Consider the following 20,856-nt stretch of genomic DNA (forward strand, 5'->3'; position numbering starts at 1 on the left):
GCGGTCATGTGAACCGCACTTACAGGCCGAACACATGGCTGCACCGACCAATGCTGCAAAACGTGAAGAAAGTTCTTGCCAACCCGGAGCCGTCCACACATGGCACAAAGCGCACATGGCGGGGGGCCGGATGATGTCGTTTCGGGGGAATAGCAGAAGTCGCATTTCCGGGCTGTGAGGTCTGCTTTTGACTCGAAGACGACATGGGACCGGTGACCCTCTCGCGGTACCCCTCAACACAATTTCATTTTGGTGCTACTTTCATCGAACGCTTGAAGCAGCCGCACCTTCTCGTCGGCCGTAACTCTCAACTGGCGGGGGCCAAACCCGTTGTGTGTGCGACCCGATTGCTGGAAATTCCTTATGACGACAAACATCAGGGCCTACGGTCAAACAACTTGGCGCGTCCTGTATGCCATCGGCGCGGCAAACCTTCTAAAGCGTTTGATGTTTGCGCTGGTCCGTACCGCTGGAATGCCTGGGACATTGCTTGGCCTTCTGCTATTGGCCGCTCCACCGGCTTGCGCGTGGGAATATTGGGGCGGCGACAGCGGCGGACAGCGATTCTCGCCGCTGACGCAGATCACGCCGGCCAATGTTGGCAATCTTGTTCCCGCCTTCGAATTCCACACTGGCGATCTCGAAGCTCGCGCGCCCGCGCTGATGGCGCGCACGAAGTTCGAGGCCACCCCTCTATTGGTCGAGGACAGCCTGATCTTCTGCACGCCCTTCAACGAGGTCATCGCGCTGGATCCCGCTACCGGCGCACAGAAGTGGCGCTATGATCCCAAGGTCTCGCCCAGCCAGCGGCCGGGCAATCGCTACGTCTGCCGCGGGATCACCTATTGGGCCGACGGGCAGGCGGCTAAGGGCGCGCCTTGCAGTTCGCGGATCTTCATGGGTACCAACGACTACCGCGTGATCGCGCTCGACGCCAGATCCGGTACTCCCTGCGCCGATTTCGGCACCAATGGCGAGGTGAGGATCGAGATCGGCAAGCCGCTAGTGTGGCCGGGTGAATTCCAGATCACTTCCCCGCCGGTGGTCAGCCATGGCGTGGTCGTGGTCGGCTCTTCGATATCGGACAATGTGCGCGTGGATGCACCGCTTGGCATCGTGCGCGCCTTTGACGCGCGATCCGGTGCCGCACGCTGGAGCTTCGACCCCCTGGTTCACGATGGCATCAGCGCCGGCCACGCCAATGTCTGGGCGCCGATGTCGGTGGATGATGAGCGCGGCCTGGTGTTCCTGCCGACGACGTCGCCTAGTCCGGATTTCTGGGGCGGCGAGCGCCCCGGCAACGACGAACACGCCAATTCGGTGGTCGCGCTCAGAACCGAGACCGGCGAACTGGTATGGTCGTTTCAGACCGTGCATCACGACGTCTGGGATTATGACCTGCCGGCGCAACCGACGCTGGCGCGGATCGATACCGGCGACGGCCTGCGCGACGTCGTGATCCAACCGACCAAGCAGGGCTTTGTGTTCGTGCTCGACCGCGACACCGGCAAGCCGGTTTGGCCGGTCGAGGAGCGCGCCGTGCCGCAGGGCGGGGTAGAGGGTGAAAAGCTATCGCCAACACAGCCGTTTCCGACCCACGTGCCCGACCTGATGCCGCAGCGTTTCGCGCCCGAAGACGAGTTCAAGTTCCCACCCATTATCGGCAGCCCGTCCTGCGACGCGCAGCTTTCTGGCTTGCGCAATGACGGGCTCTACACGCCGCCCTCGATGCAAGGCACGATGATCTTTCCGATGACCGGCGGCGGCGTGAACTGGGGCGGCGCGGCGTTCGATCCGATAAACCAGGTCCTTTTCGCCAACACCAGTTACGCCGTGCATCTCGTCAAGCTGATCCCGCGCGCGGAAGCGGAAGGTCTTAAACCTCCCCCGGGGGTCGATTTCGGACGGCAAATCGGCGCGCCCTTTGCGATGACGCGCAAGGTGGCGATGTCGAAGCTTGGGCTCCTCTGCAACAAGCCGCCCTGGGGCGCTTTGGTTGCCGTCGACTTGAAAGCCGGAAAAATCCTGTGGCGTTCGACCGTCGGCACTACCGAAGACCGCGCGCCGCTCGAAATCGCCTTCAAGTGGGGCACGCCGCTCGTCAACGGCGTCGCGATCACCGCCGGTGGCCTGGTGTTCACCGGCGCGATGGACGCCTATCTGCGTGCTTTCGATGCCAAATCGGGCGAAGAGTTGTGGCAGGGCAGGCTACCGGTGCCCGGTGTCGCCAATCCGATGACTTATCTATGGAAGGGCGAGCAATATGTCGCGATCGCCGCCGGCGGTCATTCCGAAGCCGGCACCACGATCGGCGACAGCCTCGTGGCTTTTCGTCTGCCGCGGCCGGGTGAGGCACCATCACTGTGGTCACGCACCATCGACCGGCCCGGTGGACGGTTCTGGAGCAAGGCGATCGTGTGTGTCCTTGCACTTGCGTTGATCGCGGTCGCGATGTGGCGCTGGTGGCGGCGCGCCAGACTGCGCAAGACCGCCATCTAGCATCAGGCACCTTGGCGAGCCGTCCGCCCGGTGGGTCTCTTCACCCTCTGGGTCACTTCCTCCGAAAAAAGGCCCGATGCAGCAATCAAGGTTATAACGGACTGCTGGGGGGCAGGACGATGTCCGCTGTTCGGGGGAATAGTCGCGTTTCGATTGCCGTCAGTCCGTTTGTGACCCCCAACGCAATCGCTCTGTTCTGAGCGAGCTGGTCCAGTGGCTTGCTTTAGCCTAAACTCTTACGTTGCCGAACATTCGATGGGGCTGGTTGGATAGGTGTGCGAGACATGCGCTTAGAGGGCAAGGTTGCGGTTATCACGGGGGCCGGGCAAACACGGGGCGAGAGTATCGGCAATGGTCGGGCGGCAGCGGTTCTTTTTGCACGCGAGGGTGCAAAGCTGGTGTTGGCAAATCGGACTATGGTCTCTTTGGAGGCGACACGGGAGCTCTTACGCAAGGAGGGGTTTGATGCTGAATGCGTGGTTGCCGATATCAGTAAGGAGGATGACTGCGCGGCGCTGGTGAAAACTGCGGTCTCCAAGTTCGGGCGTATCGACATACTTCACAATAATGTCGGTATTGGCGGCCGAGATGGCGATACTGTCAACATCGAGAAAAGCGCTTGGGACAACATCTTCAATGTCAATCTCGATGGAGCGATGTTGATCAGCAAGCACGTTTTGCCGGTCATGCGATCTCAGAAGTCTGGCAGCATCACCCATGTCAGCAGCGTCGCCGCCATCGCTTCGTATCCGCTGATTGCCTACAAGACATCCAAGGCTGCATTACATGAGTTCGCACGATGGGTGGCCTTTGAAAACGCGCCGCACAACATTCGCTGCAACGTTCTAATGCTTGGCCTAATCGACACGCCAATGGCAATTGAGGGTTACCATCAAGCGACAGGAACGCCCCGAGATACGTTACGCAAGCAACGAGATGCACAAGTCCCGATGGGTCGCATGGGGAAGGCTTGGGAGACGGCGAACGTCGCAGTGTTCCTGGCTTCGGATGAGGCTTCCTACGTTACGGGTGCCGTCATACCCGTCGACGGCGGCCTGCACACACGCGTCGGCTGATCCCGCGTCCCCGGACGACTTCCGATTTTGGCACTTTTCGGACATGCCGAGCCGGTCTGGAAATGTCCTTGTTCGGGGAATAGTCGCGTTTCGATTGCCGTTAGGAACCGTTTCAAGCGCGTCCAACTCTCGATCGTCAGGGCACGCGTATGCTCATTGCGAAATGGCTCTCGCCGGTCGATCTTACACGTTATCGTTCGAGCGCGACGCCGCAAACGCGAGGGGAAGACCATGACCATGCTACCGGAATTCGCCACCGTTCAAACCAACGGCATTCGGCTGCGGGTGGCCCTCGCCGGAAAGGGACCGCTGGTCGTGCTGGTGCATGGCTGGCCGGAGAGCTGGTACTCCTGGCGGCATCAGATCCCGGCCCTTGCTGAAGCGGGCTATCGCGCCGCTGCGCCCGATGTCCGCGGCTATGGCGGCAGCGACAAGCCAGCCGCGATCGAGGCCTATGCGATCAAGGAGATGTGCGCCGACATCGCGGGACTCGTTGAAGGTCTCGGCGAGCGACAGGCAATTCTGGTCGGCCACGATTGGGGAGCGCCCATTGTCTGGAACACTTCGCTGTTCTTTCCGCAAAGGGTTCGGGCGGTCGCCGGACTGAGCGTTCCCCATGCCGGAAGAGGCCCGGCCCCCCGCATCGAGCTGTTTCGAAACACCTACAAGGATCGCGCGCATGCGCGAGCACGTGACCGATCTGCGGCTCGTTCGAATTATCGACGGCGGCGGCCATTGGGTGCAGCAGGAGCGCCCCGCCGAAGTGAATGCGGCTCTATTGGAGTTTCTGGGAGGCTTGGCCTGAGCGGGCGGGCCGCGGGAGCGGACGCATACGGACAGTTCCGCGCTACGCGCGTCCAATTGGTGACGATATTCGAATTGGGGTCCGATGACCTCGAGAAATTGCGCCGAAACGGGCCCTCCCGGTCAAAAAGTTGCGGCCAGCCTTTGGGGGAAGGCTGGCCGCGCGCGATCCGGTCTGGGACGGGGAGGGGTGGGGATGTGACCGGGTCGCGGGTTCCTTGTTTCTGTTGTCTGGTTAGCGGGCGCTGGCGGTGGCAGCCGCGGGGCGGCCGTCGCCAAGCGAGACCCATACATTCGGATCGCTCTGTGACTGGCGCTTGACGAAGCGGTAACCGGTCTCGGTCCAGGTCACGACGTTTTCATTCTGGTTGTCGAGAATGAACTCGCCCTTGTCGCTTTTCACGGTCAGCACCGCGTGGCCTTCACCCTTTTTGTCGCGTACCACCGTGATCAGCAACGCCTCGCGCGGCCATCCGGCATCGATCAGCATCTTGCGCTTCAAGAGCACGTAGTCCTCGCAGTCGCCGTAGCCGTCGGTCGGCAACGACCATTTCTCGATCACGCCCCAATGATCCATATCGGTCATCGGCTTGATCGTTTCGTTGACCCAGCGGTTGACCCGCAGCAGATCCCGCCAAGCCGTCTGCGACATCACGATGTCGCGTGGCTCAGACCCACCGCCGCGGCATTCGCCGGGATTTTCGACGCAAAATTCAACCCAGCCGATCGGCGCGCGCGTGGTGTCGCCAAGGCTGGCATAAAGAACCCGTTCGTCTCCGGCATACGCCGCCGCACTCATCCCCAACAGAACGGCAACAACAGCCAATCCGCTTCCCTGTCCCCTGAACCCGAACATTGTGGCCCCCGTTTCTTGTTGGGACCACGTTTCGCACAAAGGTTTTGCGTCGCCGCTAAGTAAGCCAAGTACAATTGAGATGAATGTAAGTAAAAACTGAGATTGATTTGAGCTATACTTGAGTAAAACTCGATTAAAATTTGAAACAACTGCAATTGATTCAAATTTTATGCATTAAGGCGCCGGACCCCGTCATTGCAGGGGTTTGCGGCGGCAAAGGCCGGGTGCGTTAACTCCGTTGGCGCGGATGCCAAATGCTGAAAACGGCATCCGGCAATCCGGATACCGCCTTCAGGCTGCACAAAAACAGGGATTCGGTAGGCGCAGCGGTTTACCGCGCGGTAACGCTTTCCTCGAGCGTCTCTTCGAGCTGCTCGTGGACGAACTCGAGCGCGAAACCTTCTTCGAGGTTTCGCACCACCCTGGCCGAGACCTTGCCGAGCATGACGAGGGATTTCAACGGCGGGCGGTTTTCCGCGGCGATCGCGGCCCCGGACAGCGACATGTCGATAATCCGGCAGGTCATCTTGGTGCCGTCCTCAAGCGTGAGCAGGGCAATCGGATTGCGTGGCACAATGCGGTCGTGGCGGCGGTCTTCCGGCAGATTGAGAATGTCGCGGTTGGCGAGCCAGGTCAGTTGGGCCGCGAGCTTGTCGCGCTTGCGCGCGGTCGCACCCACGCTCATCGCAAAGCCGTTGTCGATAATGCGGGTGATCTTGCCCTCGACCCGGCCGATATGGTCGAGATAGGCGATCACGCGATCGCCGACATTGCCGATGCCGGGCGCCAGCAACGCCAGCCCCCCCGGCGACATGTTGATGATCTGGCAGGGAAATTCGCGCCGGTCTGGCAGCATGTAGCGGCCCAGCAGGTGAACCTTCACTCGCTGGAAACGCCGGCGCTCCTCGGCGGCCGGAAGAATCGTTTTTCTGCTCGCTAACGCCATCTTCGCCACCCGACAACCGGCTCTTCGGTGTCGCCTGACCCTACGGCCAGCAGGGTTAACGAGTGGTTAGCAATGCTTGCACGGAGGATAGGCATTCATGTTGTCGCGGGACAACCGCAGGAATCCCGTTGAATCCCCAGGAATGACCGAGCACAAAATGCCCATCGCGGTTGCGATCTCCTTACCCGCGAACCAGTCGGTTCACATCAGAACGCCGCCGGTCCCTGGCGATCAACCATCCGGCGATCCGGTTGCAGCCGTGGCCGGAAGCGGCGGAGTGATTAACGCAGGCCCTCATAGACTATGAAGCCGCGCGCGATCGCCAGCTTTCGCAGCGCGCGTGGAACGAAACGCTGCGGCGGATGACCGAGATAGCGCCACGATCTCAATCTGAAATCCCCGAGCACGCCGTGTTGGTTTTCGAACGGCGCCAGCAATCCGGTCAGGCTCAGTGGCGTGTGCGCCCTGGCATTGAACGGCAGCAGCAGCAATTCCATTTGAGCCGGTGAGCCATCTTCCGAGATCGCGGTAATGCCGGCGACAGCGGCCAGCATTTCTTCGGCCACTACCGCTATAATATTCTCGATTTCGCGGCGGTCGTCCGGCGTGAACAGGGCGGAAAAGCTTCGGTCCTTCAAATCACGGCCGAGCAGGGCGCAGACCCGGGTTCCGGCGACCCGAAACGGATAGCCGGCGCTGCCGTCATAAGACAGCACGAAGATGTCGCCGAGCAATTCGCGCACCGCGCCGGGCTCGATATCGCTGCGGTCCGGCGCGCGCGCGCCGCCACGCCTTTCGTCCCAATATGCGAAAAACTCGCGGCTCGACGGATGTTTCATGCCTTAGCCTTGCCCTCGCGCGCGGCTTGGTGGGACACATTTGTCCCGCTATCGCGCACCCGCATTCCCCAGGTTGTTCTGCAAGACAGGCTTTGCAGCGTCCATGCCGAAGGTCCGTTTTCGCGCCTCCGGCCTCACCTTTGCGCCGTTAACGTTAAATTAACTATGCGATTGGGGATCGCCGCAGGGCTGCTAGTGTCCGCGCACTTCAACGCGTTCCGGTTTTCCTCCAGGGGCCGGCGAGGTTGTTACAGCGGCGTTAAACGGTTTGGTCGTCGCGCGGGGAGGGGTGGGGATGTCACCCGGTTTCCAGCGCGCAAGGTCAACGAGCTAAAGGGAGGGCTTTCTCAGAGCCCTCCCTTTTTGATTCATTCGCTCTTGCGGCCGGCGCCCTCCGGGTCTTCGATGTCATCGAGATGTTGCCTTTAAGGGTATTCCCCGCCGCACGTTCGGCGCATATTGTGACCGAAACTGTCGGGCGGGGCCGGCTCCGCTGCGGCGCCCGTCTTTGTCATTTTACCCGAGGAGTAATTCCATGACGCACGCCATCCGTTTTCATAAGGCCGGCGGGCCTGAAGTTCTGGTTTGGGAAGAGGTCAAGCTCGGCAAGCCCGGTCCAGGTGAAGCGCGCATTCGCCACACGGCCGTGGGGCTGAATTTTGTCGACATCTATAATCGCTCGGGACTTTATCCGGTCCAACTGCCAAGCGGTCTGGGCGGTGAAGGAGCCGGCGTGGTCGAGGAAGTCGGAGCCGGTGTCACCGATTTGAAGCCGGGCGACCGCGTCGCCTATGGCAGCGCGCCGGTGGGCGCCTATGCCGAAGCGCGGCTGATTCCCGCCGACCGTTTGATCAAGCTGCCCGACAGCATTGATGACAAGACCGCCGCCGCGATGATGCTGAAAGGCCTCACGGCGCAGTATCTGATCCGGCAGACCTACCGCGTCAAAGCCGGCGAGACGATCCTCCTCCATGCCGCCGCCGGCGGAGTCGGGCTCATCCTCGGCCAATGGGCCAAGCATCTGGGCGCAACCGTCATCGGCACCGTCGGTAGCGACGAGAAGGCCAAGCTCGCCAAGGCGCATGGCTGCGCCCATACCATTGTCTACACCCGCGAGGATTTCGTAAAGCGCGTCGACGAAATCACCGGAGGCAAGAAAGTGCCGGTAGTTTACGACTCTGTCGGCAAAGACACGTTCCTGAAGTCGCTGGATTGCCTGGCGCCCCTGGGCCTCCTTGCCCTCTTCGGACAGTCTTCCGGCAGCGTCGATCCGCTTAACCTCGGATTGCTGGCTCAAAAGGGCTCGCTCTATGTTACTCGGCCGACGCTCAATACCTATGGCGCCAAACGCGAGAACCTCGTGACCATGGCGAAAGAGCTATTCGAAGTCGTGCAGTCCGGCGCGGTCAAGATCGAGGTCAACCAAACCTATCCGCTAAAGGACGCGGCCAAGGCACACGCCGATCTCGCGGCGCGCAAGACCACGGGCTCGACGGTTTTGCTGGTTTAAAATCCCGGTCCGTTCTGCAACGGTCCGCGTTCTTATCTTTCTGCCGTCGCGGAATATCTCCCCGCGACCTGGCTGCTCGACAATGCGACCGTCCTTTGTCGTCCAAGATCGCAACTACGTTGTCGGCGACCTGACCCGACGATGCTCATAGATTCACCGAGATTTTCGCGGGGATGCTGAAAGTCGCCAAAACCGTGCTTGGGATATCAGCAGGTCCATTTTGCGCCCTTGCGCCGCAGCGCCAAGCCGCCTATCTGGGCCCATCGCTCGCGTGAGCCGCCCTGCAGGCTTTGACCCCTTGGAATCTCAACCAGAATCTCCGCCAGAGTTGCCGATCGAGGCCCCGCGCGAGCCAATTCTGACGCTGCCGGGCGCTCTGACGGCGTATGTCGCCTTGCTTGCGGTAATTCATCTCGTTCGGATGCTGTTGCCGTTCGATATCGACGACGATGTCATCCAGATGTTCGGCTTTATTCCGAAGCGTTACGATTCGACGTTGCTGGCGATCACGTTCCCCGGCGGCGCCGGCGCCAAGATCTGGTCGTTTATCACCTACTCATTGCTGCATGCCAATCTCAGCCATATCGGTTTCAACGTGCTGTGGCTGTTGCCGTTCGGCAGCGCGCTGGCGCGTCGTTTCGGCGCACTGCGGTTTTTCGTGTTTATGGCCGTAACGGCCGCGGCGGGCGCACTGGCGCATCTGGTCACCCATGAGCATGCGGTGGCGCCTATGATTGGCGCTTCGGCGTCGGTATCCGGAACGATGGCGGCCGCCATCCGCTTTGCCTTCGTGCAAGGTAGTTTCCTGTCGTTCAGCCGTGGAAATGCCGATGCTGCCGCGCGGGTGCCTGCGCTTTCGCTGACGCGCTCGCTGAGTAACGGCCGCGTGCTGGGTTTTCTTGCCGTCTGGTTCGGCGTCAACATCATCTTCGGGGTGGGATCGATCGCGATCGGGGCAGACGGTGCCAGCGTCGCCTGGCAAGCGCATATCGGCGGATTTTTCGCTGGTCTTTTGTTGTTTTCACTGTTCGACCCGGTCCCGCGCACGACAACCAATGCTGCAGATGCTTCCTCCCAGGACGGCTCGAACAGCGGTTGATCCTCGCTTGCGGGGCAGCACAATTTGATTCATCATGTCATGCGGCAGGGCATAAGCCCGCAGACGCGCTTAAATGTCCGTGTTTTCCGAATGCGCCTGAAACGAAATCGGCGCTAGACTGTTGATTGAAGACTCAAGGGAACAAAGACCGCGCTTACCTGAGAGCGCGATCGGCTTCAGGAGGCGACAATGACGGTACGTTCAATTCTCGATTCCAAAGGTCATCACATCCAGAGCGTCGAGCCGGAGACAAAGCTCTCGGTTGCGATCAAGATTCTTGCGGAGCGGAGGATCGGCGCCCTGCTGGCGATGAGCAAAGGCCGCATCGAAGGCATCCTGTCAGAGCGCGACATCGTGCGGGTACTCGGCGAACGCGGGGCTGCGGTGCTCGATGAGCCCGTGAGCGCCGTGATGACGCGCAAAGTCATCAGTTGCAAACAGTCCGACACCGTCAGCGCGATCATGGAAATGATGACATTGGGCAAGTTCAGGCATTTGCCGGTGGTCGAGGACGGCAAGGTGGTCGGCCTGATTTCGATCGGCGACATCGTCAAATGGCGGGTGCGGGAATACGAGACCGAACAGGAAGCGCTGCGCGAATACATCAAGACTGCTTGAACGAAGCTCGTTCGCTCAGGGTTTGTTCTCGGCCGATGCGCTTGGTTCGCGGGTGGCCCGTGTTTCGTTAGCGGAGGCTGGCACGAGAATGTTAATTGCTTCCTGAATGGATTCGATGGCTCGGGCGGCGGCGCGCGCGCCATGTGCGATCAGGTCGTCGGCTCGATGGAAATCGAACCAGCCGATTTGACCGACACGCGGAGAAATCAACAAGTCAGGCGGATCGCCGGCGAGGCGTGCCCGGGTGATGCGGTCCTGCATGATGTTGAAGGCGTCGACCATCACCGTGGAGATTCCCGGTCGGCCACCGCCGCCGAAAAATTCGCGCTTCATGGTGCGCTCCGGAGAAAAGAACTTGCCGAAGCCGCGTTTCGGCGGCGCAGCCTCGATCGCAGCCTCCGGCGCGATCGCCACCGCCGCCTCGGACGAGGGACCATGGGAATAGACCGTGGTAGAGTGTGCAAACACATCACTGGAGAGGTTGGCGGCGATGACGATTTCGGCGCCAAATGCGCGCGCCGCCGACACCGGCACCGGGTTCACCAGCGCGCCGTCAACCAGCCAGCGGTCGCCCACGAGTACCGGTGAAAATATACCCGGCAGTGCGTAGGAGGCGCGCATCGCATCGACCATGCGCCCGCGCGTGAGCCAGATCTCGTGGCCGGTACGGACTTCGGTGGCGACGGTTGCAAATTTCACCGGCAAGTCCTCGATCAAGGTCTGGCCCATTGCCGCTTCAAGCTGTGCGGCCAACTTGTCGCCGCCGATCAGGCCCGAACCGTTGAGGCGGATATCGAGATAACCCAGAATATTTCGCGGCTGCAGGCTGCGCGCCCACGCTTCCAGGGTGTCCAGATGGCCGGTCGCATAGGCGCCGCCGACCACAGCGCCAATCGAGGTGCCGACTACGACATCGGGAACGATGCCGTGGGCAATCAGCGTCCTGACGATGCCGATATGAGCAAATCCGCGGGCGGCGCCACCGCCCAACGCGAGGCCAATCACCGGCCGCCTGATGGCGCCGAGTCCCACCTTGTCGCGGCCACCGGAGCCGTTCTGGGGGCGCTTCATCAGATTCTCAAGCACCGATATCTCCTTGGCGTACAAGCCTAATCGCTCGGGCGCGACCCTGCCAGAAAGTACCACAGGCATGGTTTATGTGGATGGCTTGGGTAGAGATTGTGACGGGAACGCGGCTTTTGGAGTAACACGCGGGCGTTCTGCCGGTTCCACAGGGTATCGTCCCTGAGCCAGGAGGCTTGAATTTGCCGCGTTTTCAGTGAAAAGCATGCGCCATGACTCCAGGGGGCAACGGCATTGGCAGATCCGGGCGGGGCGGACACCCGCTGTCGGTACTTGTGCATGTGGGAATTCTGGTCTGGCTGACAGCTAGCCCGGCCTCGGCGCAGATGTTTTCCGACCGGCCGCCCCCGGTGCCACCGGTATCGGTCCCGGAGGCGTCTTCCGGACCGGCGATGAATCTGGCCCCATCCGGCCCGGCATCGATTCCCAGCCTGCCCGCGCCATTGACTCAACCTTCCATCGCCGTAGTACCGCCGGCGGTAGCGCCTCCGACCGCCTCGACGGCCGGTCAAGCCGTGTTGGCGCTGACGGCACGTTACGGCAAGGACTTGCCCGTCATCAACAGCGGACTGGTGTGGCGGGTTTTTTCTGACCGGCCGGACGAGACCGGCACCTTCAAATTGATCCGCGAGGAACGCGGCGCGACGCCCAATATCGTGCTGCCGCCCGGTAACTACGTTGTCCATGTTGCCCTTGGGTTGGTTAGCGCGGTGCGGCCGGTCACCCTCAAGGCCGAGACCGACCGTGAATCTTTCCTGCTTCCGGCAGGCGGCTTGCGCATCGAAGGTCGCGTCGGCACGTCAAAGATCCCGCAGAACCAGATTTCGTTCGGAATCTACAAGGGCAGCCAATTTGAGGTCGGCGAGCGCGCCGCATTGGTCCCGAGCGTCGCCGCGGGCGATGTCGTATTGTTGCCGGAAGGAACCTACTACATCATTTCCAATTATGGCGACGCCAATTCGGTGGTGCGCTCAGATATCCGCGTTCAGGCCGGCAAACTGACCGATGTGATTATCACGCATCGCGCAGCTGTCATCACTCTGAAGCTGGTCAGCGACAAGGGTGGTGAAGCCTTGGCGAACACGGCGTGGTCGGTAATTACCCCGGGCGGCGACGTCATCAAGGAATCGATCGGCGCATTCCCTCGCGTCGTGCTTTCCGAAGGCGAATATCGCGCCATCGCCAAGAACGAGGGCAAGGTATTTGAGCGGCCCTTCAACGTCGTCAATGGCGTTGACGGCGAGGTCGAGGTGGTTGCACACTGACGCCGCGAAGCTTTATTTAACCCGAATTTATGATCCAGAATTTATTTGAGCAGTAGAAAATAATGATTTCACGTGTTGCGAGCCTGCGCGGTTTTGGACCGGCACTCGCCATTTTTCTCGGTTCGAGACTGGTAATTGTCGTCGCGATTCAATTCGCGACCCGTTTCATTCCATTGGCGCCCGGCGACGGTCGATGGGATGCCGGCATAGGGTGGTTCGATAGCCTGCTGAGATGGGACGCGGGCTGGTACCTTTCGATCGCCGAGCGAGGCTATACCGTTCCCGAGGCGTTCGCTTTTTACCCGCTTTATCCATTGATCATAAAAGCGTTGGCTTTATTCGGCGTTGAAATACATTTCGCGGTCCTGATCGTCGCGAACCTAGCGGCGATCCTTGCAGCGCTCCTGCTGTTTCAGCTGGCGGACGAACAATTCGACGAGCAGACCGGTTATCTCGCCGTCGGGTTTCTCGGTTTTTTTCCGACGTCGGTGTTCCTTTCGGCCGGCTATACGGAATCGATGACACTGTGCTTCGCGCTCGGCTGCATTCTTTTGCTCCGGCGTCAACGGCTCGTCGCTGCCGCGTTGTGCGCCGGTTTGGCGTTCGCCACGCGCTCGACTGGCATTGTGCTATTTCCGATTGTGCTGTGGCAGGTCTGGAATACTCACAAGGGGAATATCGGCGAACTGCTGCGTTACGGCCTGATTTGCGGGCTGCTGGCCGCGTCCGGCGTCGTTCTTTTCGCGTCTTATCTCTGGATCACAGTGGGCGATCCATTGCGGTTTGTCTCCGCGCAGCAATATTGGCAAGGCGAAATAAGTTTCGTTAATCGGGTCTGGTTGGCGTTGACGCTGCAGCCGTTGCGCGAAATACCTTCCGAGGGGGCGTGGTTTTTCATAGCAGTCGGTGCGACTCTAATCGTGTTTTGCCGTCGGGTTGGATTGATGCAAAGCATGTTTGGTCTGGGTGTCTTGTTGCTGCCCTATCTTACCGTGGTTGGTGGGCCGGCACGATTCGGTTCCATGCCCCGTTTCGTTCTGCTGGCTTTTCCCCTCTACATCATCATGGCCACGCTGTGCCGTCATCGGTTATGGCTGTCCATTCCGCTGATCGGCGTCAGCGCCGCAGGTCTGGCGATCTATACGGCCCGCTTTGCCCAGTGGTATAGCGCGGGCTGATGCGCTTCGAAATCAAAACCGCGTCACGATATCCGCGAGCGCCGGGCGCGGACGGTCTTCGCTTGCCTTCGCAGGGGTGCCGATATGAATGAAGCCGGCGAGCTTTTCGTCCGCCTTCAATCCTAGGCCCTCGAGCACGTCGCGATCGAACGCGAACCAGCCGGTCAGCCAGTTCGCGCCATAGCCGAGCGCGGTAGCTGCGGTGACGATATTCATCGCGCTGGCGCCCGCCGATAGTTCTTGTTCCCAATGCGGCACCTTGGGATGCGGCCTGGTAAAGCTGACCACGGCGATCACCAGCGGCGCATCCATCAACCGATGTTTCTCGACCTCGATCTCGGTCGGCGCGGCTTGCGGATTTTTCCGCGCGAAAACCCGCGCAATCACCTCGCCGGCACGCGCGCGGGCTTCGCCCTCGAACACGATGAAGCGCCACGGCGTCAGCTTGCCATGATCGGGCACCCGCGCGCCGATGGTCAGGATGGTTTCAAGCTCGGCAGGCGAGGGGCCGGGGCCGGCCATCTCGCGCGGCTTAACCGAGCGGCGGATTTTCAGGAGTTCAATGGCGTCGGGCATAGGCATCCCATGGTTTCATGTCGCTGGGCGTTATCCGGCATATCGAGTGATCCGGAGCTGTCGGCAAGCGGACATATTTAGCGGGCCTCTAAATTCCAGGCCTCCGATTCATCGAGCGGCCCTCGCCCGTTTCACGTCCGGCGGCGTGGCTTCGTCGACCAGCATAGCCAGCGCTTCATCGGTTGGCATCACCTTCTGGCCCTCGCTTCCCAACCGCCGGATCGAGACCGAGTGGGATTCGGCTTCCTTCTTGCCGACCACCAGCAACGCCGGAATCTTCGCCAGCGAATGCTCGCGAACCTTGTAGTTGATCTTCTCGTTGCGCAGATCGATCTCGACGCGCAAACCGGCGCGCCGCGCGGCTGCGGCGACCACCTTGGCGTATTCGTCGCCTTCCGAGGTGATGGTGGTAACGACGGCTTGCGTCGGCGCCAGCCAGAGCGGGAAGTTGCCGGCGTAATGTTCGATCAGGATGCCGATGAAGCGCTCCATCGAGCCGCAGATCGCGCGGTGCACCATGACCGGTACCTTCTTCGAACCATCGGCATCGATATAGAACGCACCGAAACGCTCCGGCAGATTGAAGTCTACCTGCGTAGTGCCGCACTGCCAGTCGCGGCCGATGGCGTCGCGCAACACATATTCGAATTTCGGACCGTAGAACGCCCCTTCGCCGGGATTGATCTCGGTCTTGATACGATTGTGACCCTGCGCCTGGATTTCAGAAAGCACCGTCGCCATCACGCGCTCGGCGTGGTCCCACATCTCGTCGGTGCCGACGCGCTTTTCCGGTCGGGTCGAAAGCTTCACCGTGAGGTCGCCATCAAAGCCGAAATCCGCATAAGTCGACAGAATGAGATCGTTGATCTTGAGGCACTCGTCGGCCAGCTGCGCTTCCGTGCAGAACACATGAGCATCATCCTGGGTAAAACCGCGCACGCGCATTAAGCCATGCATTGCGCCCGACGGCTCATAGCGATGCACCACGCCGAATTCGGCGAGGCGCAGCGGTAGATCGCGATAGCTCTTCAGGCCGTGCTTGAATATCTGAACATGGCCGGGACAGTTCATCGGCTTGAGCGCGAACCAGCGTTTGTCCTCGGCCTCGTCGCCGGCGGATTGTGCGGCGAACATGTTTTCGCGGTACCATTCCCAATGGCCCGAAGTCTCCCAGAGCGATTTATCGAGAATCTGCGGCGCGTTGACCTCGTCATAATCCCCCGCAAGCCGCCGTCGCATATAGGCGATCAACGCTTGAAAAATCGTCCAGCCGCGGGCGTGCCAGAACACCACGCCTGGGCCTTCCTCCTGAAAGTGAAACAGATCGAGTTCGCGGCCAAGCTTGCGGTGATCGCGTTTTTCGGCCTCCTCGATCTGCTTTAGGTAAGCGTCGAGTTCTTCCTGTTTCGCGAACGCCGTTCCGTAGATGCGCGTCAGCATCGGATTGTTCGAATCGCCGCGCCAATAAGCGCCTGCGACCTTCATCAGCTTGAACGCATTGCCGATCTTGCCCGTCGACGTCATGTGCGGTCCGCGGCAGAGATCGAACCAGTCGCCCTGCTTGTAGATCTTGATGGTCTGGTCGGCCGGGATCGCATCAACCAGCTCGACCTTGAACAGCTCGCCATTGTCGCGGAACACCTGCTTGGCTTGTTCGCGTGTCCAGATTTCCTTCGTAAAGGGTTTATCGCGCGCGATGATCTCGCGCATCTTGTTTTCGATCGCGGCAAAATCCTCCGGCGTGAACGGCTCGTTGCGAAAGAAGTCGTAAAAAAAACCGTTCTCGATCGTCGGGCCGATCGTCACTTGCGTGCCCGGCCAAAGTGTCTGCACGGCTTCGGCCAACACATGGGCGGCGTCATGCCGGATCATTTCCAGCGCGCGGGCATCATCGCGGGCAATGAATTCGATCCTGGCGTCATGCAAGATTGGATCAGCGAGATCGGAGACTACGCCGTCGAGCGCCATCGCCACCGTGCGCTTGGCCAGCGACGGCGAGATGCCCTTGGCGATCTCGAGACCAGTGATGTTCTTGGGAAATTCGCGCTTGGCGCCGTCAGGAAAAGTGAGGGCGACCCTGCTGGATTCGACCGGCTTCAAATTCGTGATGCTGTACTGGAATCCGGACGCGGACGGCTTCTTGTCGTCGGGCATTGCTGTCTCCTTATGCTCACTCCTGCGAACGAGCGCAGGTAAGCGGAAACAGGGGTATAGCAGGCGATAATGACGATGCAACCGTCGAAAGCAGGTCACGCGGTCAAAACGAATCACGGTGCGACGGCGCTTTGAATGATCGATTCTTATCCTTTGTATTCGTTGCCGGCGTAGTCTACATGCATCTGCATGGAAACCCCCCGCCTTGAGCGCCGCTTTGCTCCCACCGCATTGATGTTCGGAAATGTCGTCACCGGCTGCGCGGTGCTGGCGCCGGCAGGCATGCTGAATGAATTGTCGGGCGGGCTCGACGTCAGCATTCGCGGTGCGGGTTTGCTGATCACCTTTGGCGCGATCGTGCTGTGTGTCGGCTCGCCGCTGACGGCGTGGCTGACCAGCCGGATCGAACGCCGCACCTTGCTGACGACGACGCTCGCCGTGCTCGCGCTCACCAATGCAGCATCCGCGTTCGCGCCGGACTATGCGACCTTGCTCGTAATCCGCCTGATCATGCTGGCGGTCGGTGCGCTCTATACGCCGCAGGCGGCAGGTACCGCCGGCCTGATCGTACCGGCGGAAAAGCGCGGCAGCACCATTGCCTATATCTTTCTCGGATGGTCGCTGGCCGCCGCGGTCGGCCTGCCGCTCATCACGTTTATCGCCAGCCGCTACGGCTGGCGCACGGTTTATGGCGGCATCGGCATGATCGGTTGTCTAAGCTTCCTGTTGCTAGCCTGGCGTCTGCCCGGTGGATTGATCGGTGCGCCGGTAGAGCTCAAGACATGGGCCGATGTCGGCCGTAACCGGATGATCATCTTGTTGCTATTGATCACGACGTTGCAGATGTCCGGCCAGTTCGTGGTTTTCACGTTCATGGGGCCGTTGCTGAAGAAGCTGACGAACGCCGGTCCGGATGCGGTGGGCTTGGTGTTTGCATTCTACGGCGTGTTCGGCTTCATCGGAATTGCGATTGCAACCCGTATCGTCGATTCCTGGGGTGCCTATAAAACGTCGCTGTTGTTTACGGCCTTGGTACTGACGGGCGTTACTGGATGGGCGCTCAGTGCGGGCAACTATCTGACGATGGCCTGCTCGGTCGCGATCTGGGGACTTGGATTTGCCTCGACCAATTCGATGCAGCAGGTCCGGCTGGTTAGTGCCGCGCCGGTACTGGCATCGGCATCGGTGGCGCTCAATACGTCGGTACTCTACATCGGGCAGGCCGTCGGTTCGGCGATCGGTGGTGTGCTATTTGCGCGTGACCTGCTGCATGGTGCCGGCTATGTGGCGATGAGTTTTGTCGCGTTGGCGCTAATGACCGTGATAGCGACAAAGCCCCGGCGCTAAGGCCGACAGGATTACCGCAATTTTTGTGAAGTCTTACCTCGCGGCTTATCGGTTCGCAGGCGATGAGGCGCTTGCCGCCACCCTCGTTAGCGCCGACGCTGCCGCCATCTTGACGAGCACTTCCTTCAAGGGATCTTCAGTCCAGGCCTGCGTGACGTAATTGCGATGCGTGACGCCTTCGGGCGTTTCGACAAATACCACGCTGCCCGGTTTCAGCGGCCTGTCCATATCCTCGGAAACGGAGATGCTCTTTTCCCTCAGCATGTGCATGAGCTCATCGTCGTGGCGCTTGGTATAATGGGTATATGAACTGACGAAAAAGCCGGACCGGTTATTCTCGATCCAGGAGGCGAATTTGTCCAACTCGCCATATACCGCATCGAGCAGTAACACGCCGCGCACGCGATTGCCGAGGCCGCCGACCTCGAGGCTCCAGGCTGCCGGCACGAAGCCGCCGCTGTAGCCGACAATGATTACCGGCATATTGGCGAAAACCTTGGCGGCGCGGGGATCGCCGTACAGAGCGGCGAGGTGGTCGGCCGACTCCGTCACAAAGCGTTTCAGCCCACCGGGCTGCCAGAATTTGCCGGCGCTGGAATCGGCGGCATCGACCGCAAGTTGGGGCGCCAGAAGCACGGCATTGACGCCGGAATCGGAAATCTGTTGCGGCACCTGTTGCCGGTCGCGCACGTCGCGCTCCAGCGTGGCGCCGTTGCCGTGGAAGAACACCACGATGACGCCGGGCTTGCGGATATCGAAGCCCTCCGGGACATGCATCAAGACCCGATTATCGTTGTAGGTCTGGTCCTGCCAGAAAACCCTGCCGCCCATGCCGCGGTGACCGCGGCGATCGCCCCTGGAAACGTTCAGGAACGGCTCATCCGTGTGAGGGTTGTTGCCGAGATAGGGAAAGGCCGAGGATTTCAGGCTCACCAAAGTCGTCTGATCTTGCTTGGCCGGACCCTGGTACGGCAGTTGGGGCGCCAGCGATGCGACCCGATAGGGAGCGGGTCCCGCCGATGCTGTCCGTGGTCCGGGCAGATCGCTGGCCTGCCGCTGCACCAGGCTCTCGCTCGCGGTCGGGAACCGGTCCTTGAATTGCGGCTTCGGAAACCGGTCGTCGAAGGAATCGCCTGTCGAAGCCTGGGAATTGGCGGCCAGCATGCCGGGGTTCGGCGACTTGCTGCATTGAGCGATAACGAACGACAAGGGTACCAGCAGGGACAAAAGGGCGATCGGTTGCAACCGACGGGAGCCAGCGCGATACGCGTCCGGTGACATCACCCGGTCTGCGCGATCATACGATTGGAATTTCGGATCTGATCCGACCATCCACCCACTGCCCCAATATCCACCGACGATCGGCCTACGTCAGCCCGTAGAGCGTTACGGGGACGCTAAGCATCCGGGAGAACTCCCACTCCCGGACGCCCCAGAAAGCACGAAATCGTGTCGCGATTGTGAGGCTCCGACCAGCTTTTCGCAATGTTGCCGGCGTCCAAAGCGTCTTAAGGTTATTTGGAAGGTATTTTGTTACCATATTACGCAGTGATTTAAGGCCTTGTTAACACTGCTTGAACTGAAGAGGGTCAGCCTGCACGATGAGAAACCAGGGCGCGGCGCCCAAGGCGTGGACCGATATGGCGACATTAGGAACGGGAGGCACCAGTAAGCTTCCCGAGGGCGGGTCTGCTGTCTCCGCGATCGTGGCTACCGCCATTGTCGTGGCCGATATGGTCGGTGTCGGCGTCTTCACCAGCCTCGGCTTTCAGGTCAAGGACATCCCCTCGGGCTTTGCGATCCTGCTGTTATGGACGGTCGGCGGCATCGTCGCGCTGTGCGGGGTGTTTTCCTACAGCGAACTCGGCGCGATGTTTCCGCGCTCGAGCGGCGAATACAATTTTCTCAATCGTGCGTATCACCCCGCTTTCGGGTTTCTGGCGGGCTGGGTGTCGGCTACGGTTGGTTTTGCAGCACCCGTCGCGCTCGCGGCCATGGCGTTCGGGCAGTACGGCAAATCGGTGCTTCCGGACGCTCCGCCACTGGCACTGGCGATTGGAGTCGTTTGGCTTGTGTCGCTGGTGCAACTCGGCGGCGTCAGGCATTCCAGTACCTTTCAATTGATTTCGACGGTTCTGAAAGTCGCGCTGATCGTCGCATTCCTGATCGCGGGATTTGTCATCGGCACGCCGCAACCGGTCTCGTTTACGCCTCAGTTTTCCGATTTCACCCACGTCACCAGCGCCCCGTTCGCGATCGGTCTTGTTTTTGTGATGTATTCGTTTTCCGGGTGGAACGCCGCGACCTACATCATCGGCGAGATGCGCACGCCGCAGCAAAACCTGCCGCGCGCGTTGCTGGCGGGCACACTGATCGTCCTCGTGCTCTATGTCGCCCTGAATGCGGTGTTTCTCTACACCACGCCGGTCGACAAATTGTCCGGGCAACTCGATGTCGCCCGTATCTCCGGCAGCCATATCTTCGGCGAGATCGGCGGCCGCATCGTCGGTGCGATGATTTGCATTGGTCTGGTGTCTTCCATCAGCGCGATGATGTGGATCGGCCCGCGCGTCATGATGACCATGGGGGAAGACATTCCGGCGCTGCGGGTATTCGCCCGCAAATCGAGCAATGGGGCCCCGGTCCATGCCATTCTCTTCCAGCTCGCGGTCGCCAGCCTGATGCTGTTTACCCGCAGCTTCGAGGCCGTGCTTGATTTCATTCAGTTCGGACTGTTGTTTTGCTCGTTCTTCACCGTGTTCGGCGTCATCAAACTGCGTATCACCCGGCCCGAGTTGCCACGCCCTTATCGTGCCTGGGGGTACCCGATAACCCCGGTGGTTTTTCTGCTCGTGACAGGCTTCATGATGTACTATCTCCTGATCGATCGACCCTTGCAGTCGTTTCTGGGTATTTTGATTATGATTTCGGGCCTTGTGATTTATGCTATTTTCCACAAGCGGGCCGACATTAGCCCGGCAACCGCATCCCCAAGCCGCGAATGAA

At 60.5% G+C, this 20,856-nt stretch carries 17 protein-coding genes and 1 pseudogene; 11 read left to right on the plus strand and 7 right to left on the minus strand.

Annotated elements, in window-relative coordinates; all coding sequences use genetic code 11:
• The first annotated feature begins 474 nt into the window (after positions 1-474).
• The 4 genes and pseudogenes from E7813_RS25060 to E7813_RS25075 all read left to right on the plus strand — a co-directional run bounded on the left by E7813_RS25060 (position 475) and on the right by E7813_RS25075 (position 4,380).
• Positions 475-2,499, plus strand: a complete 2,025-nt coding sequence (locus E7813_RS25060) for a pyrroloquinoline quinone-dependent dehydrogenase (RefSeq protein WP_291577979.1) — start codon at positions 475-477, stop codon at positions 2,497-2,499.
• A gap of 284 nt (positions 2,500-2,783) precedes the next feature.
• Positions 2,784-3,575 (plus strand): SDR family NAD(P)-dependent oxidoreductase, encoded by a 792-nt coding sequence (locus tag E7813_RS25065; protein ID WP_291577980.1) that lies wholly within the window; start codon positions 2,784-2,786, stop codon positions 3,573-3,575.
• Positions 3,576-3,812: 237 nt separating this feature from the next.
• A pseudogene (locus E7813_RS25070) lies at positions 3,813-4,217 on the plus strand (alpha/beta hydrolase); the annotation flags it as partial.
• 37 nt (positions 4,218-4,254) lie between these two features.
• Positions 4,255-4,380, plus strand: a complete 126-nt coding sequence (locus E7813_RS25075) for a hypothetical protein (RefSeq protein WP_291578012.1) — start codon at positions 4,255-4,257, stop codon at positions 4,378-4,380.
• Positions 4,381-4,614: 234 nt separating this feature from the next.
• Here the strand turns inward: E7813_RS25075 and E7813_RS25080 are convergent, their stop codons facing one another.
• The 3 genes from E7813_RS25080 to E7813_RS25090 form a co-directional block, all read right to left on the minus strand.
• The gene (locus E7813_RS25080; protein ID WP_291577981.1) at positions 4,615-5,235 is read right to left on the minus strand and encodes a transglutaminase-like cysteine peptidase; all 621 of its coding nucleotides are present in this window, start codon (positions 5,233-5,235) and stop codon (positions 4,615-4,617) included.
• Positions 5,236-5,566: 331 nt separating this feature from the next.
• The gene (locus tag E7813_RS25085; protein ID WP_291577982.1) at positions 5,567-6,181 is read right to left on the minus strand and encodes a PilZ domain-containing protein; all 615 of its coding nucleotides are present in this window, start codon (positions 6,179-6,181) and stop codon (positions 5,567-5,569) included.
• Between the two features lie 281 nt (positions 6,182-6,462).
• A complete protein-coding gene (locus E7813_RS25090; protein WP_291577983.1) occupies positions 6,463-7,020 on the minus strand; it encodes a PAS domain-containing protein in 558 nt (185 codons plus the stop codon).
• A gap of 535 nt (positions 7,021-7,555) precedes the next feature.
• On the opposite strand from E7813_RS25090, the gene E7813_RS25095 reads away from it, so the two are divergent.
• From E7813_RS25095 to E7813_RS25105, 3 genes are all read left to right on the plus strand, one after another.
• Positions 7,556-8,530 (plus strand): quinone oxidoreductase, encoded by a 975-nt coding sequence (locus E7813_RS25095; protein ID WP_291577984.1) that lies wholly within the window; start codon positions 7,556-7,558, stop codon positions 8,528-8,530.
• Positions 8,531-8,828: 298 nt separating this feature from the next.
• On the plus strand, positions 8,829-9,629 hold the full coding sequence (locus E7813_RS25100) for a rhomboid family intramembrane serine protease (protein ID WP_291578008.1): 801 nt from the start codon (positions 8,829-8,831) through the stop codon (positions 9,627-9,629).
• Positions 9,630-9,818: 189 nt separating this feature from the next.
• The gene (locus E7813_RS25105; protein WP_291577985.1) at positions 9,819-10,247 is read left to right on the plus strand and encodes a CBS domain-containing protein; all 429 of its coding nucleotides are present in this window, start codon (positions 9,819-9,821) and stop codon (positions 10,245-10,247) included.
• 15 nt (positions 10,248-10,262) lie between these two features.
• Here E7813_RS25105 and E7813_RS25110 read toward each other — a convergent pair whose 3' ends face one another.
• Positions 10,263-11,333 (minus strand): patatin-like phospholipase family protein, encoded by a 1,071-nt coding sequence (locus E7813_RS25110; RefSeq protein WP_291577987.1) that lies wholly within the window; start codon positions 11,331-11,333, stop codon positions 10,263-10,265.
• Positions 11,334-11,542: 209 nt separating this feature from the next.
• Between E7813_RS25110 and E7813_RS25115 the strand changes: the two genes are divergently transcribed.
• Both E7813_RS25115 and E7813_RS25120 read left to right on the plus strand, forming a co-directional pair.
• Positions 11,543-12,595, plus strand: a complete 1,053-nt coding sequence (locus E7813_RS25115) for a hypothetical protein (protein WP_291577988.1) — start codon at positions 11,543-11,545, stop codon at positions 12,593-12,595.
• Between the two features lie 62 nt (positions 12,596-12,657).
• Complete coding sequence (locus E7813_RS25120; protein WP_291577989.1) at positions 12,658-13,773, plus strand: mannosyltransferase family protein; 1,116 nt, start codon at positions 12,658-12,660, stop codon at positions 13,771-13,773.
• Between the two features lie 12 nt (positions 13,774-13,785).
• Here the strand turns inward: E7813_RS25120 and E7813_RS25125 are convergent, their stop codons facing one another.
• Entirely contained in the window at positions 13,786-14,349 is a 564-nt protein-coding gene (locus tag E7813_RS25125) for a nitroreductase (protein WP_291577990.1), read from the minus strand.
• Positions 14,350-14,457: 108 nt separating this feature from the next.
• Entirely contained in the window at positions 14,458-16,503 is a 2,046-nt protein-coding gene (gene thrS, locus E7813_RS25130; protein WP_291577991.1) for a threonine--tRNA ligase, read from the minus strand.
• Positions 16,504-16,692: 189 nt separating this feature from the next.
• On the opposite strand from thrS, the gene E7813_RS25135 reads away from it, so the two are divergent.
• Positions 16,693-17,850 (plus strand): MFS transporter, encoded by a 1,158-nt coding sequence (locus tag E7813_RS25135; protein ID WP_291577992.1) that lies wholly within the window; start codon positions 16,693-16,695, stop codon positions 17,848-17,850.
• A gap of 45 nt (positions 17,851-17,895) precedes the next feature.
• Here E7813_RS25135 and E7813_RS25140 read toward each other — a convergent pair whose 3' ends face one another.
• Positions 17,896-19,182, minus strand: a complete 1,287-nt coding sequence (locus E7813_RS25140) for an alpha/beta hydrolase (protein ID WP_291577993.1) — start codon at positions 19,180-19,182, stop codon at positions 17,896-17,898.
• Positions 19,183-19,490: 308 nt separating this feature from the next.
• Between E7813_RS25140 and E7813_RS25145 the strand changes: the two genes are divergently transcribed.
• A complete protein-coding gene (locus tag E7813_RS25145; RefSeq protein WP_291578009.1) occupies positions 19,491-20,855 on the plus strand; it encodes an amino acid permease in 1,365 nt (454 codons plus the stop codon).
• Position 20,856 lies beyond the last annotated feature (1 nt).

The organism is Bradyrhizobium sp., from assembly GCF_004799405.1.
In the GTDB taxonomy this organism is placed as follows: domain Bacteria; phylum Pseudomonadota; class Alphaproteobacteria; order Rhizobiales; family Xanthobacteraceae; genus Bradyrhizobium.

What these genes read in the sequence shown, in the direction of transcription:
- E7813_RS25060 (WP_291577979.1), top strand. Translation starts at nt 475, where the DNA reads ATGCCTGGGACATTGCTTGGCCTTCTGCTATTGGCCGCTCCACCGGCT.
- E7813_RS25065 (WP_291577980.1), top strand. Translation starts at nt 2,784, where the DNA reads ATGCGCTTAGAGGGCAAGGTTGCGGTTATCACGGGGGCCGGGCAAACA.
- E7813_RS25075 (WP_291578012.1), top strand. Translation starts at nt 4,255, where the DNA reads ATGCGCGAGCACGTGACCGATCTGCGGCTCGTTCGAATTATCGACGGC.
- E7813_RS25080 (WP_291577981.1), bottom strand. Translation starts at nt 5,235, where the DNA reads ATGTTCGGGTTCAGGGGACAGGGAAGCGGATTGGCTGTTGTTGCCGTT.
- E7813_RS25085 (WP_291577982.1), bottom strand. Translation starts at nt 6,181, where the DNA reads ATGGCGTTAGCGAGCAGAAAAACGATTCTTCCGGCCGCCGAGGAGCGC.
- E7813_RS25090 (WP_291577983.1), bottom strand. Translation starts at nt 7,020, where the DNA reads ATGAAACATCCGTCGAGCCGCGAGTTTTTCGCATATTGGGACGAAAGG.
- E7813_RS25095 (WP_291577984.1), top strand. Translation starts at nt 7,556, where the DNA reads ATGACGCACGCCATCCGTTTTCATAAGGCCGGCGGGCCTGAAGTTCTG.
- E7813_RS25105 (WP_291577985.1), top strand. Translation starts at nt 9,819, where the DNA reads ATGACGGTACGTTCAATTCTCGATTCCAAAGGTCATCACATCCAGAGC.
- E7813_RS25115 (WP_291577988.1), top strand. Translation starts at nt 11,543, where the DNA reads ATGACTCCAGGGGGCAACGGCATTGGCAGATCCGGGCGGGGCGGACAC.
- E7813_RS25120 (WP_291577989.1), top strand. Translation starts at nt 12,658, where the DNA reads ATGATTTCACGTGTTGCGAGCCTGCGCGGTTTTGGACCGGCACTCGCC.
- E7813_RS25125 (WP_291577990.1), bottom strand. Translation starts at nt 14,349, where the DNA reads ATGCCCGACGCCATTGAACTCCTGAAAATCCGCCGCTCGGTTAAGCCG.
- thrS (WP_291577991.1), bottom strand. Translation starts at nt 16,503, where the DNA reads ATGCCCGACGACAAGAAGCCGTCCGCGTCCGGATTCCAGTACAGCATC.
- E7813_RS25135 (WP_291577992.1), top strand. Translation starts at nt 16,693, where the DNA reads ATGGAAACCCCCCGCCTTGAGCGCCGCTTTGCTCCCACCGCATTGATG.
- E7813_RS25140 (WP_291577993.1), bottom strand. Translation starts at nt 19,182, where the DNA reads ATGGTCGGATCAGATCCGAAATTCCAATCGTATGATCGCGCAGACCGG.
- E7813_RS25145 (WP_291578009.1), top strand. Translation starts at nt 19,491, where the DNA reads ATGGCGACATTAGGAACGGGAGGCACCAGTAAGCTTCCCGAGGGCGGG.